Below are 13,584 nucleotides of genomic sequence, written 5' to 3' on the forward strand. Positions count from 1 at the left end.
CCCCGCCGCTGCTTCTATCGCATCGTTGAAAGGATGCAATCATGCTGCTCCCCGAATCCAAGACCGAGCTCGTCCGTCGCGGCAACAAAGTCGTTTACGACCTGGGCGACAAGATCGTCAAGGTCTTTAACGAGACCAAGCCCGTCTCCGACGTGTTCAACGAGGCTTTGAATCTTGCCCGCATCAATGAGTGCGGCATCCGCAGCCCCAAGGCTCTCGAGGTTTCTCAGCTCGAGAACGCCAACGGCTGGGCGCTCGTGACCGAGAAGGTTCCGGGCACCACCCTTGCCGAGAAGATGACTGCCGAGCCCCAGCGCTTTGGTGAGTACCTCGAGATGTTCGTCGACCTCCAGATCGAGATCCACGGCTACACCTCCCCGCTACTCAACCGTCAGCGCGACAAGTTCGTCCGCATGATCGACAGCCTCGATCAGCTCAATGCCACCACGCGCTACAACCTTCAGGAGCGTCTGGACGGCATGACCAAGGAGTTCAAGGTCTGCCACGGCGACTTCAACCCCTCCAACGTCATCGTTGGCGACGACGGCCAGCTGTACGTCTGTGACTGGGCACACGCCACCCAGGGCTCCCCTGCTGCCGACGTTGCCACCACCTACCTGCTCTTTGCCCTCAACAGCAAGGACCAGGCCGAGGCCTACCTGGAGCTCTACTGCGATCGCGCCGACATGCCCATGCAGGTCGTGCGTCAGTGGACGAGCATCGTCGCCGCTTCCGAGCTCGCTCGTAAGCGCAACGTGAACGATGAGTTCCTTAAGAACTGGATCGACGTCGTCGATTATCAGTAATATCTGAGCGATTTATTTCGCATCGGAGGCACAAAGGAAAACCCCGCAGCTCGCATGGGCTGCGGGGTTTTCCTTTTAGCAACAAATGTCCCTTAGACGCAAAAGCGGCCCTGCATCTCTACCTCGAGAGACGCAGGGCCGCTTAACAAGTGCACTAAACGCAGCGGGCTCGATTAACGGCGTGCTGCTTTCACAAGCTCAGCGACCTTGGCGACAACCTCATCGATCGCCACATCCTCGCGCTCGCCCGTAGCACGATCCTTGAGCTCGACGGTGCCGTTCTTAAGGCCGCGCTTGCCGAGCACCACCTGATAAGGGAAGCCCATAAGGTCGTTGTCGGCAAACTTAAAGCCGGGACGCTCGTCACGGTCGTCTACGACAACCTCGATACCCTCGGCGCACAGACCCTCGACGATTTGATCGCAAACAGAAGCGCACTCCTCCTTCTTGGGGTCGAGCGGAATCACCGCAACCTCGTACGGGGCAACGGAGACCGGCCAAACGATACCGTGCTCGTCGTTGTGCTGCTCCACGACGGCAGCGAGCGAGCGGGACACGCCCACGCCGTAGCAACCCATGATAAGCGGCTTCTCCTTGCCGTCCTCGTCCATAAAGGTGGCACCCATGGCCTCGGAGTACTTGGTGCCCAGCTGGAAGACCTGGGAAACCTCGATGCCGCGAGCAGCGGAGAGCGGCTTGCCGCAGTGCGGGCAAGGGTCGCCGGCAACGACGGTAACCAGGTCGGCCCACTCGTCGACGGTAAAGTCGCGCTCGGGGCAGGCACCGGTAAAGTGATAGTCGACTTCGTTGGCACCGCAGGCCCACTGCTTGGACTCGCGCAGGCTCTCGTCGCAGACCAGACGAATGCCCTCGGGCAGGTTAACCGGTCCGATAAAGCCCTTATGCAGACCGTAGGTCTGGAGCTCCTCGTCAGTCATCATGCGATAGCCCTTGCCAAAGACATGCTCGGCCTTGCAGTCGTTGAGCTCATGATCGCCCGGAACGATGGCCACAACCGGCTTGCCCTCGGCGTCGATGAGAGCCAGCGACTTGCGCGTACCGTTCTCGGGGAAGCCGAAGAACTTGGCGACGGCCTCGATGGTGCCCATACCCGGAGTCTCGACCTTGGTGAGTGTGCCGTCGCCGGGGCCCTCGGTCACAACGACCTTGGTGCTTGCCGCCTCGTCATCGGCAGCAAAGCCACAATCGTCGCAGTAGACCAGCGAAGCCTCGCCGGCCTCTGCCAGCGCCATGAACTCGACGGAGGTGTCGCCACCGATCTCGCCGGAATCGGCGACGACGGGCAGGGCCTTAATGTAGCAGCGCTCGCAGATATTGGCGTAGGCCTGCTTCATCTTGTCGTACTCCTCCTGCAGGCTCTCCTGCGTGGCAGAAAAGCTGTAGGCGTCTTTCATGATGAACTCGCGACCGCGCATCAGGCCAAAGCGGGGACGGAACTCGTCGCGGAACTTGTCCTGGATGTGATAGAGATTCACCGGCAGTTGCTTGTATGAACGCAGCTCGTTGCGCACCAGGGCAGTCACGGTCTCCTCGTGCGTAGGGCCGAGCACGAACTCGCGGCCGTGGCGGTCATCAAAGCGCACGAGTTCCTTGCCATAGGCATCGATACGGCCGGACTCACGCCACAGCTCGGCATCGACCATGATGGGCATCATGAGCTCCTGGGCGCCGGCGGCGTCCATCTCGTCGCGCACGATGTTCTCAATCTTGCGAATCGAGCGCCACGCGAGCGGCAGATAGGAATAGAGACCGGCGGCCTCCTTGCGGATCATACCGGCACGGAGCAGCAGGCGATGGCTCGCAAGCTCAGCGTCGGCCGGATCCTCTTTGAGCGTCGGAGCATACAGCTTAGACATATACATTGCTCGGGTCATTTATTTCTCCTCAATAAGCTTGTCGACCTCGGCCATAAGCGCGTCGACAATTTGGTCCTCCGCTACTTTACCAATGATCTGGCCGTGCGAAAAGAGCAGGCCCTGACCACGTCCGCAGGCAACGCCCAGGTCGGCATCAGAGGCCTCACCGGGGCCATTGACGGCACATCCCATGACGGCAATCGAAAGCGGCGCGGCATAGTTCTTAAGCCGCTCGGTTACTTCCTCGGCGATTGCGATCAGGTTAACCTGACAGCGGGCACACGTGGGGCACGAGACAATCTCGGGGCCGCGGCGACGCAGGCCCAGCGACTGCAAAATTCCCCAGGCGACCGGCGGCTCCTCAACCGGATCGGCCGTGAGCGAAACGCGCATGGTGTCACCGATTCCCTCGGACAGCAGGATTCCAAGGCCCACCGAGCTCTTGATGGTGCCCTGCAGCTTGGTACCCGCCTCGGTTACGCCCAGGTGGAGCGGAACGTGGGGAATCTCACGCGACAGGGCACGATAGGCGTCGAGCGTCGTTTGCACGCTATGGGCCTTGGCCGAAAGCACAATGTTCGTAAAGCCGCGGTCTTCAAAATGCTTGACAAAACGTTCGCTCGACATCACGAGCTTCTCGGGCTGCGTGAGGTCGTCGCGCTCAGCGATATCCTGCTCAAGCGAACCAGCATTGACGCCGATACGAATCGCACAGCCCGTGGCACCCGCAGCATCGATCACCGCGTCAACCTTGGCCCAATCGCCGATATTGCCGGGATTGATGCGCAGCTTGGCAGCACCGGCCTCAACGGCACCAATGGCGAGCTTATGGTTAAAGTGGATATCGGCAACGATCGGCACCGGAGACTCGGCACAGATGGCGCGGAAACCCTCAAGCGCGGCCTCGGTGGGCACGCTCACGCGCACGATATCGCAGCCAGCCTGCGCCAACGCACACACTTGCGCAAGCGTTGCCTGGGCATCAGCGGTATCGGTGCAGGTCATAGATTGGACCGCCACCGGCGCGCCTCCACCGATCTGCACGCCGCCCACATGCACGGGGCGCGTCAACTCGCGAGGCAAAGGATGGGATAAAGACAATCCAAACACTCCCCTACAGAATAAATCGAAGGATGTCGGAACGAAGCATATAGACAAACAGCAGCGCAAAGAGCGCGATGCCCACATAGCTCACAATCGTCTGGACCTTGAGCGGAAGCTCGCGGCCCGCAATCTTTTGAATGATCTCGATGACCAACTTGCCGCCATCGAGTGGCGGGATGGGCAGCAGGTTCATAAAGCCAAGCGAGAACGAAATGAGGGCGGCAAACGAAAGGAACGTGGCAGGGCCGGCAGCAGCAGCTTGCGAGGACATAACGCTAATACCCACGATCGAAGAGGACTGATCGAGAATCTCCATCGTATGCTGAGGCTGGAGCAGGCGCATCACGCCCTTCGCTGTCTGCACGACATAGGAGAACGACAGGCGAGCCGACGTGATGGGGTCTAAACGGACCACCTGCGTAGAGACATACACACCTAGGCGTTCGTCCTCTTTGAGCGCAACCGTGGTCGAATGCTTCTTGCCGTCACGCTCGTACTCAATGGCTATATCGTCCTTACCGGCAGCCTTGCCAATGGCATCGTAAACGTCCATCCAGGTAGAGCACGATACTCCGTCGACCGAAAGAATCGCGTCGCCATCCTCGATTCCCGCCGCGGAGGCAATCGAGCCTTCATCAACCTGGCCGATCACATTGGTGTCCACCGGCACCGTGACACCCGCAATGGAATAGATGCTCATAAGGAGCAAAAAGCCCGTCAGGATATTGACGATAATGCCCGCAAGCAACATAAAGGCACGCTTGACAAAGCCCTGACCCAAATAGGTGTGCGAGCGCTCGCGTGCAAGGAATTCGGCCTCGCCGCACGGCAGTTCCCATACATCGCCCTCGGCAGTCGCGTGCTCGCGATCGAACCGACGGCCGTCAAAGGTGGTATAACCCGCCGCATCACGCGGCAGGGTCTGGTACTTGGTGGGATAGTAACCAGGCGAAGGCTTTTCCCCTTCTTCATACCAAGGAGCTATGGAGCCCCAACCCAGCAGCAAAGCGCAGGCCTCGAGCACATCCTCCTCGGACAGCTCAAGCTCGACGGCAAGATCGACCACCGTCACACGGCCGTGGCGATAGATGGCGGCAAGCACGCGATCGGCATACGAGACATCGGTCGGATCCATGCCACAGATGGCAGCATACCCACCCAGCAACAGCGGGGTCACGCCAAACTTGGTGCCGATCCGACGAGACGTATGGTGAATATCAAAGCGACACGGCAGGCCCAAAAAGAACTCAGTCACCCGGACGCCGCAGGCACGCGCCGCCAAAAAGTGGCCGCCCTCGTGCAAAAACACGAGGACGGAAAGCATCAGCAGGCCCCAAAAGACCGATGAGAGAACGCTCAGAACAGTTTCCATAAAACGAAAAAGCAATCCTTATGGGTTAAAAACGGGTTGCGGCGAGCACTTGCGCGGCCTTTTCACGCGCCCACGCATCGATACCGCGAAGCTGTTCAAACGAATCGACCGTCTGCGCATCATGCGCATCCATACAGGATTCCACAATGCGATCGATATCGGTAAAACTGCAGCCATCATGCAGGAAGGCATCGACGGCGACCTCGTTGGCGGCATTGAGCACGCACGGCATGGTGCCGCCCGTCTTGCCCGCACGCTCGGCCAGCGCCAGGCAGCGGAACGTATCCATGTCGGCCGCAGCAAAGGTAAGCTGACCCAACTCGCGGAAATCGATGCGCGGAGCCGGAGTATCCCAGCGCTCGGGATACGAGAAGGCAAACTGGATGGGAATGCGCATGTCAGATGCCCCGAGATGCGCCATCACGGAGCCGTCGGCAAACTCGACCATCGAATGAATCTTTGACTGGCGCTGAACGACCACGTTGATAAAGTCGAGGTCGCAACCGAACAGGTGCATCGCCTCGATACGCTCCAGGCCCTTGTTCATGAGGGTAGCGGAGTCAATCGTGATCTTGGCACCCATAGCCCACGTAGGGTGCGCCAGGGCATCGGCGCGCGTCACACGGTCGAGTTCCTCGCGCGAACGGCCAAAGAACGGACCGCCCGAACAGGTAAGCCAAATACAATGGGCCTCGCGCGGATTCTCACCCAGATAGCATTGGTAAATTGCAGAGTGCTCGGAGTCGACCGGGATAAGCTGACCGGGCTGAGCCAACGGCATCAGCAGGTCACCGCCAACAACGAGCGACTCCTTATTGGCAAGGGCAAGGCGCTTATTCGAGGTCAAGGCCGCATGGCTCGCCTTGAGACCGGCGGCGCCAACAATGGCAACGAGCACGCAATCGACATCATCACGGCACGCGAGATCACAGACCGCCTGGGCACCAACGCCGACGTTCGTGCCCTGAGGCAGCTCCTGCAGCACGGCATCAGACCCGTGAGCGGTATCTGCGATGGCAACAGCCGGAACCGAAAACTCACGGGCAAACGCAACGAGCTCAGTGGTACTGGAATTAACGGAAAGCGCCGTCACCTGCAGACGATCGGCATGCTGACGGCAAACATCGAGCGCCTGAGTGCCGATAGAGCCCGTACAGCCCAGGATGGCAACACGGAGACGTCCATCGGAACCATAGGTCGTCTGGAAGGACATTACAGCACGCCTCCGATCATCAGCATCAGCTGCGCGGTGATGCAGCCGAAGATAAGCGAGTCGCTACGATCGAGCATGCCGCCGTGGCCCGGGATAAGGTTACCGGAATCCTTGACGCCCACACCGCGCTTGATGCGCGACTCGATAAGGTCGCCGATAACGCCCAGGATGGACACAACCACGCCGCAAAGCAGCGCATAGGGCAAGCTCAGCTTATAGAAATGCGTCACCCACAAAATGAGCCAGATGAGAACCGAGCCCAGAATGCCGCCGACAAACCCCTCCCAGCTCTTTTTGGGAGAGATCTTGGGAACCATCTTGTGTTTGCCGATACGGCTGCCCACGATGTAGGCAAACGAATCGGAGACCCAAAGGGACGCGCAAACACCCACTGAAAGCAGGGCGCCGGCAAAACCGGGCACGGCATCGCGCAGCAGCACAATAGCCGACAGCATAAAGCCTGTGTAGATGGGACCCATGAGCGTCACGGCCACATCAGAGATGCGGGTACGCGGCGACCAAACATACCAAATGCCCACCGCGAGCATCAGTGCAAAAAGCAGGGCGTTCAGCAAAAGCGAATCGCCAAGCGCCGATAACGGAAAGAGCACGGCGGCAATAATGCCCAGATGCTCGTTGGCGACCTTGCCATCGAGCCTCGTCATACGGAAAAACTCAAAGCAGCAAAGCCCGCTCATGACAGAGACAAAAATGGCGGTGGGCACGATACCCAAAACCAGGCACAGGATAAAGACGACGGCGTAGACGATACCGGCGGCGGCACGGGTAATAAAGCCCGCAAGCCACGAACCGGTGCCGCTCTTCGCTGCAGGCGCTCCCGCAGTGGCAGCTTTGCGCGCAGGCGTCTTGGGAGCAGATGCCTTGGGACGATCGGACACGATTAAGCCTCCTCGGTCTTGCTCAGTCCACCAAACCTACGGTCACGGCCCTGATAGGCCAAAATGGCGTCAACAAGGCCCCAACGATCAAAGTCAGGCCAATAGGTATCGGTGACATAGAACTCGGAATAAGCCACCTGCCACAGCAGATAGTTCGAAAGGCGAAGCTCACCAGAGGTGCGAATGACCAGCTCGGGATCGGGAAGACCGGCGGTGTACAGGTGCGAAGCAACCATATCATCGTCGATAGCAGCAGGGTCGATCTTGCCGGCGGCGGCATCGAGCGCAAGCTGACGGGCGGCACGGGTAATCTCGGCACGAGCGCCGTAGTTGACGGCAAGCGCCAGCGTCATACCGGTGTGATCAGCACACTCGGCAAGACCGCATTCAAAAACGTCGCGGGTCTTCTTGGGCAGCGCGGAAATATCACCCAAAAAGATAACACGGACGTTTTCGCGCTTCAGAAGCGGCAGCTCATCGATAAACGTCTTGGCAAACAGATGCATCAAGACGTTAACCTCATGCTGCGGGCGGTTCCAGTTTTCGGTTGAAAACGCATAGGCGGAAAGCACGTCGACACCCAGACGCACGCAGGCGGTAATGATCTCACGAAGGGAGACGATACCCGCCTTGTGACCCTCGGTACGGGCAAGACCTCGCGCCGTAGCCCAGCGACCGTTACCGTCCATGATGCACGAGATATGACGCGGAATGTTATTGAGGTCAAGGTCGGAAAAACCGACGCCCGCAGGGGCGTCGGCAAAGTACTCGACCAGTTTGTTCTCGTCGTATTGCACCTTAGATCTCCATGACCTCGGCTTCTTTTTCCTTCAGAAGCTCCTCGACCTTGGCGACATACTCGTCGGTATGCTTCTGCACCTTGGCCTGCTCACGGCGGACGTCGTCCTCGGTGAGCTCCTCATCGCGCTCGAGCTTGTTGTTAAAGTCGCGACGGATGTTACGGATAGACACCTTGGCCTGCTCGGCGTACTCGCGGCACTCCTTGACGAGCTCGCGACGGCGCTCCTCGGTGGGAGCCGGGAACGGAAGACGAACAACGGTGCCATCGGAGTTGGGGGTAATACCCAGATCGGAAGCGCCGATGGCCTTGACGATGGCGTTGATAAGCGCCTTATCCCACGGCTCGATGAGCAGCATGTGGGCCTCGGGGGTCTTTACGGCGGCAACCTGCGTGACCGGCGTGGGAACACCGTAATAATCGACGGTGATGTCGGACAGAATGTTAGCGTTGGCTCGGCCGGTACGGACCTTGGAGAAGTTATGCTTGAGGGACTCGAGCGACTTGTCCATGTGGGCGGTGATGTTCTCTGCCATGCTTAATCCTCCTGATAGACGAGCGTGCCGACGGGCTCACCCGAAAGCGCGCGCTTGACGTTGTCCTCGCCATCGATGTTGAGGACCAAAATGGGCATACGGTTATCCTGGCACAGGGCCGTAGCCGTGGAATCCATAACCTGCAGGCCGCGGACGAGCACCTCGTGATAGGTGATCTTGTCAAAGCGGACGGCATCGGCGCACTTGACGGGATCCTTGTCGTAGATACCGTCGACCTTGGTGGCCTTAATCAGAATCTCCGCACCGATCTCGCAGGCGCGAAGGGCCGCGGCGGTGTCAGTCGTAAAGTACGGATTGCCCGAGCCGGCCGCGAAGATAACGACATTGCCCTTGGACAGGTGATTGATGGCGCGACGACGAATATAGGGCTCGCAAATCTCGTTCATCTGGATGGCACTCATAACGCGGCAGGGAACATCGTTATGCTCGAAGGCATCCTGCAGGGCGAGCGCGTTCATAACGGTTGCAAGCATGCCCATGTAATCGGCCTGAGCACGCTCCATACCGCCGGCAGCTCCAGCCATGCCGCGGAAAATATTGCCGCCGCCGACAACGATGCCGACCTCATGGCCAACGGCGAGCAGCTCCTTGACCTGCTTGGCAAGATGGTCGGTAATCTTGGGGTCGATGCCATAGTGGCCATCGCCCATCAGTGCTTCGCCGGAAAGCTTCAGAAGCACGCGTTTATATCGGATGTCGGACAAAGCGATCCTCCTTTAATTAGACTCTCAATATGATATCAAAGGCTCTGCTTAGAGCCATGAAAAAGCAGGCTGTGAGTAAAACCCACAGCCTGCTCATTACCAGCTACAAGAGCTTATTTACTCGCCACGGACCAGACGGTCGAAGGCAACGACGGTAATGGTATCGCCGAGCTCCTTGGAGACCTGCTCGGCGTACTTCTTGATGGTGAGGGAGCTGTCCTTGATGAACTCCTGCTCGGTGAGCACGGACTGCTTGTAGAACTTCTCCAGACGGCCAACAGCCATCTTCTCCTGGATGGCCTCGGGCTTGCCGGACTCGGCAGCCTGAGCCATGTAAATCTGCTTCTCATGCTCGACGGTCTCGGCCGGAACCTGATCGCGGGTAGCGCAGATCGGAGCGACAGCGGCAACCTGAAGAGCAACGTCGTGGGCAAAGGTCTTGAAGGACTCAGCCTGAGCGGTCTCAGCCTTCTCGAAAGCAAACTCGACGAGGACGCCGATCTTACCACCCATGTGGATGTAAGAAGCGAGAGCGCCGTTCTCGACCTTGCGGGCGGCGAAGCGAGAGATCTTCATGTTCTCGCCCATGATGTGAATCATCTCGGTGAGCTCGGAGGAAACGGTCTCCTCGCCCATCGGCTTCTCGAGCAGAGCGTCGACATCGGCCGGCTCGGTGGTGGCGACAACCTCGGCGACCTTGGAAGCAAAGCCGGTGAACTTGGCGTTGGAGCCGACGAAGTCGGTCTCGCAGGAGAGCTCGAGCAGAGCGCCGGTCTTGCCATCCTCGGAGACGAACGCGGCGACAGCGCCCTCGTTGGTCTCGCGGCCAGCCTTCTTGGCAGCCTTAGCGAGGCCGTTCTTACGCAGAACGTCAACAGCGGCGTCCATGTCACCGTCAGCCTCGACGAGAGCCTTCTTGCACTCCATCATCGGGGAGTCGGTCATCTCGCGGAGCTGCTTGACCATAGCGGCGGTAATCTGGGCCATTGTGGTTCCTTTCAAAGAGATGAAAAAGACTTAAATAGGACTGATTTACTCGGCCTTGGGCTCAGCGGCCATCTCGGCCTCGGAGATCTGCTCCTTGCCGGAGCCAGCGAGGCAAGCGTCGGCCATGAGCTCGCACATAAGGGTGACAGCGGAGATGGCGTCATCGTTGCAGGGGATGCCGTACTCGACCTCGTCGGGATCGGAGTTGGTATCGATCAGAGCGACGACGGGGATGTTCAGGCGCTGGGCCTCCTTGATGGCGTTCTCCTCGCGCTTAGTGTCGATGACGAAGAGAGCCTGGGGCAGACCCTTCATGTCGCGGGCGCCACCGAGGTTGGTCTGGAGCTTAGCGAGCTCCTTACCCAGAACAGCCTGCTCCTTCTTGGGAAGAACAGCCATGCGGCCGTCCTCGACCATGGCCTCGAGCTCCTCCATGCGGTTGATGCGGGAGCGGATGGTGACGAAGTTGGTCAGCATGCCGCCGAGCCAACGCTGGTTGATGTAAGGCATGTTGGCGCGCTCAGCGGCGTTCTTGACGGCCTCCTGAGCCTGCTTCTTGGTGCCGACGAACAGCACGTTGCCACCCTTGGCAACGTTCTTGACGAAGGTGTAAGCCTGGTCGGCGTCAAGAATGGTCTGCTTGAGGTCGAGGATGTAGATGCCGTTGCGCTCACCGAAGATGAACGGCTTCATCTTGGGGTTCCAACGACGGGTCTGGTGACCGAAGTGGCAGCCGGCCTCGAGCAGGGTGCGGATATTAATCTTGGTAGCCATGTTAAACCTCCTGTGGTTTGCCTCCGCGCGGGGTCATCCTCCAAAACCAACCCGGACATGTGCTACCAAAGCCCGGGCACCACGGTATGAAGTAGCCGCGCGTGCGTGATAAAAACCTGTTGCCGTGAAGCAACCCGATGAATGATAGCAGGATTACATCTTTCTGCCAACCCGAAATCAAAACCACACACACGGACGCGTGATTGATTGGATAGAACCCCTCTCCTGCCTTATTCGCCGCGCGGAAGAGCTTGGGTAACGGCGCGTTTGAGCCGATCGGGCGTGAGATGCGTATAAATCTGCGTGGTGGACAAGCTTGCATGCCCCAGCAACTCCTGGACAGAGCGCAAGTCCGCTCCGCCCTCGAGCAAATCGGTCGCAAAAGTATGGCGCATCGCATGCGGGGCGATATCGGAAGGGATACCCGCAAGCGTCGCCAACATATGAAACCGTCGCCTAAGCATGGCGGCGCTCATACGGTTGCCGCGTGCCGAGATAAACAGCGGATGCACACCGTTCGTACCGTCGCCACGCTTTGCCTGAGCAAGAAGCTCCGGTCTTCCTTCCTCAATATAGCGGTGGGTCACATCGAGAGCACGCCGATACAGGGGCACGATACGCTCCTTGCTCCCCTTACCCCAAAGCCGCAGCGTTCGCTCGGACCAAGCAATGGACTCAACATTGAGTGCCGCAAGCTCAGAGATGCGAGCCCCAGATGCATAGAGCAATTCGAGCATCGCCGCATCACGCAGTCCCGCAGGCGTTGAAACGTCTGGCGCCTCAAGCAGTGCCTTAACCTGCTGGGTGGTCAGCACTCCGGGCAAATCGCGTGGAAGCTTGGGCGAGGCAATCGCAGAGACAGCGTCTCCATCGATAAGACCCTCGGCAGCCATCCATCGATAGAACGAACGAATGGCAGACAGGTGCGCCGCAATCGTCCTGGGCGCCACCTGCTCGCGCGACAGCTCCGCCAGATACATGCGAACGGTACGTACGTCCGCCGTGCGTGCATCGATATCCCCACGCTCGCACCAAGCGGCAAAACGCTCCAGACGAGAGCCGTAAGCGATAACAGTGTTAGAAGAAAGCCCCTCGACGCGTGCAATATAGGCTATGAACGAGTCGACGGCACCGTACAGGTCAAAGGCTATGGCCGGTCGCCCCCAAACAGGTCGGAGCGCGATTCCAGATAGGAATCCAAGGCCTTAAGGGCGCGATCCGCATAGGCCTGATAGCGCTCACGTTTACTGCGGCGTTTACCGTCCTCGAGGGGAGGCACCAGGCCAAAATTAACATGCATGGGCTGATATCCGACCGTAGCAGGATCGGTCGCATAGCCCACGAGCGCGCCGAGAGCGCCCACGCGCGGCAGCTCGACAGGAGCAACCTCGATAGCCTCGGCATAGGTATTGAGCGCAGCGAGGAGACCCGTGGCGACCGCTTCCATGTAACCCTCCGTACCGGTAATCTGTCCGGCAAGGCGCACGCCCGTGCCGGGCACGGCGAAGGTCCCATCGAGCACATGGGGAGCATCGACAAAGGTATTGCGATGCATGACGCCATAGCGGAAAAACTCGGCATTCTCCAGACCGGGAACCATATGAAAAACGCGCTTCTGCTCGCCGAAGGTCAGGTTGGTCTGAAAACCAACCAGGTTATAGGCGGTCTTCTCCTTGTTCTCGGCGCGCAGCTGAATCGCCGCCCAGGGACGGCGACCGGTGCGCGGGTCGGTGAGCCCGACGGGCTTCATAGCGCCAAAGCGGATGGCATCCTTGCCCGTGCGCGCAACCTCCTCGGCAGGCTGACAGGCCTGGAAGAGGTCCCCGCCCTCAAAGTCCTTGAGCACCACGCGATCGGCCGTGGTAAGCGCCTCGATAAAGGCCTCGTACTCCTCCTTGTTGAGCGGGGCATTGAGATAGTCGCCACTCCCCTGCTCCTCGTAGCGCGACTGCGAAAACAGCACATCCATATCGAGCGTCGAGGCATCGACAATCGGGGCCGCGGCGTCAAAGAACGCCAGGGAATCACCACCGACGAGCTTCATGACCTCCCCGCTCAACGCCGGCGAGCACAAGGGACCCGCGGCGATAACCACATGGCCCTCGGGAATCTGGGTGACCTCGCCGTGAACGACCTCGATATTGGAGCGGGCGGCAACCTCGGCCTCGACGAGCTCGGAGAATTTAACACGGTCGACCGCCAAGGCGCCACCAGCGGGAACGGCAGCGCGATGAGCGCAGTCGAGCAGCACCGAACCCATACGCTCGAGTTCGGCCTTCAACAGGCCGGCGGCGGAATCGGGTCGGGTCGACTTAAACGAATTGGAGCAGACGAGCTCCGCCAAGTGATCGGTATGGTGGGCAGGAGAGGTCACCAGCGGCCGCATCTCGCACAGCTTTACGGCAAACCCGCGATCTGCCAGCTGAATCGCGCATTCCGATCCCGCCAGACCGCCACCGATAACCGTCACTTGATCAAACAGCATCTGCAAA

General features: G+C 59.4%; 13 protein-coding genes. 1 reads left to right on the top strand and 12 read right to left on the bottom strand.

Translation table 11 applies throughout. The annotated features are described in order from the left end of the window. Positions 1-41 precede the first annotated feature (41 nt). A complete protein-coding gene (locus ACTM86_RS02900) occupies positions 42-806 on the top strand; it encodes a phosphotransferase (RefSeq protein WP_441015501.1) in 765 nt (254 codons plus the stop codon). A 173-nt stretch (positions 807-979) separates the two neighbouring features. On the opposite strand, the gene ACTM86_RS02905 is transcribed toward ACTM86_RS02900, so the two are convergent. From ACTM86_RS02905 to trmFO, 12 genes are all read right to left on the bottom strand, one after another. After that, a complete protein-coding gene (locus tag ACTM86_RS02905) occupies positions 980-2,689 on the bottom strand; it encodes a proline--tRNA ligase (RefSeq protein ID WP_441015537.1) in 1,710 nt (569 codons plus the stop codon). 12 nt (positions 2,690-2,701) lie between these two features. Then, positions 2,702-3,784: a flavodoxin-dependent (E)-4-hydroxy-3-methylbut-2-enyl-diphosphate synthase gene (gene ispG, locus ACTM86_RS02910; protein ID WP_441015503.1), complete on the bottom strand. Its 1,083-nt coding sequence runs from the start codon at positions 3,782-3,784 to the stop codon at positions 2,702-2,704. 13 nt (positions 3,785-3,797) lie between these two features. Further along, positions 3,798-5,159 carry a M50 family metallopeptidase gene (locus ACTM86_RS02915; protein ID WP_441015505.1) on the bottom strand — a complete coding sequence of 454 codons (1,362 nt, stop codon included), beginning with the start codon at positions 5,157-5,159 and terminating at the stop codon, positions 3,798-3,800. Between the two features lie 25 nt (positions 5,160-5,184). Beyond that, positions 5,185-6,372 carry a 1-deoxy-D-xylulose-5-phosphate reductoisomerase gene (gene dxr, locus ACTM86_RS02920; RefSeq protein WP_441015507.1) on the bottom strand — a complete coding sequence of 396 codons (1,188 nt, stop codon included), beginning with the start codon at positions 6,370-6,372 and terminating at the stop codon, positions 5,185-5,187. Beyond that, positions 6,372-7,271, bottom strand: a complete 900-nt coding sequence (locus ACTM86_RS02925) for a phosphatidate cytidylyltransferase (RefSeq protein WP_441015509.1) — start codon at positions 7,269-7,271, stop codon at positions 6,372-6,374. The genes dxr and ACTM86_RS02925 overlap by 1 nt, the downstream gene beginning before the upstream one ends. Positions 7,272-7,273: 2 nt before the next feature. Then, a complete protein-coding gene (locus ACTM86_RS02930) occupies positions 7,274-8,068 on the bottom strand; it encodes an isoprenyl transferase (protein ID WP_427795667.1) in 795 nt (264 codons plus the stop codon). A gap of 1 nt (position 8,069) precedes the next feature. Further along, the gene (frr, locus tag ACTM86_RS02935; RefSeq protein WP_006236112.1) at positions 8,070-8,606 is read right to left on the bottom strand and encodes a ribosome recycling factor; all 537 of its coding nucleotides are present in this window, start codon (positions 8,604-8,606) and stop codon (positions 8,070-8,072) included. Between the two features lie 2 nt (positions 8,607-8,608). Then, positions 8,609-9,331 (bottom strand): UMP kinase, encoded by a 723-nt coding sequence (gene pyrH, locus ACTM86_RS02940; protein ID WP_154516255.1) that lies wholly within the window; start codon positions 9,329-9,331, stop codon positions 8,609-8,611. 117 nt (positions 9,332-9,448) lie between these two features. Continuing rightward, positions 9,449-10,318, bottom strand: coding sequence for a translation elongation factor Ts (tsf, locus tag ACTM86_RS02945; protein WP_409064982.1), 870 nt, complete (start codon positions 10,316-10,318; stop codon positions 9,449-9,451). A 45-nt stretch (positions 10,319-10,363) separates the two neighbouring features. Continuing rightward, entirely contained in the window at positions 10,364-11,092 is a 729-nt protein-coding gene (gene rpsB / locus ACTM86_RS02950) for a 30S ribosomal protein S2 (RefSeq protein WP_441015511.1), read from the bottom strand. A 230-nt stretch (positions 11,093-11,322) separates the two neighbouring features. Further along, positions 11,323-12,276, bottom strand: coding sequence for a tyrosine recombinase (locus ACTM86_RS02955; RefSeq protein WP_441015539.1), 954 nt, complete (start codon positions 12,274-12,276; stop codon positions 11,323-11,325). Then, positions 12,240-13,577, bottom strand: a complete 1,338-nt coding sequence (gene trmFO, locus ACTM86_RS02960) for a methylenetetrahydrofolate--tRNA-(uracil(54)-C(5))-methyltransferase (FADH(2)-oxidizing) TrmFO (RefSeq protein ID WP_441015513.1) — start codon at positions 13,575-13,577, stop codon at positions 12,240-12,242. The genes ACTM86_RS02955 and trmFO overlap by 37 nt, the downstream gene beginning before the upstream one ends. Positions 13,578-13,584 lie beyond the last annotated feature (7 nt).

The sequence above is a fragment of the Collinsella sp. HCP3S3_E11 genome (genome assembly GCF_052067375.1).
Classification (GTDB): Bacteria; Actinomycetota; Coriobacteriia; order Coriobacteriales; family Coriobacteriaceae; genus Collinsella.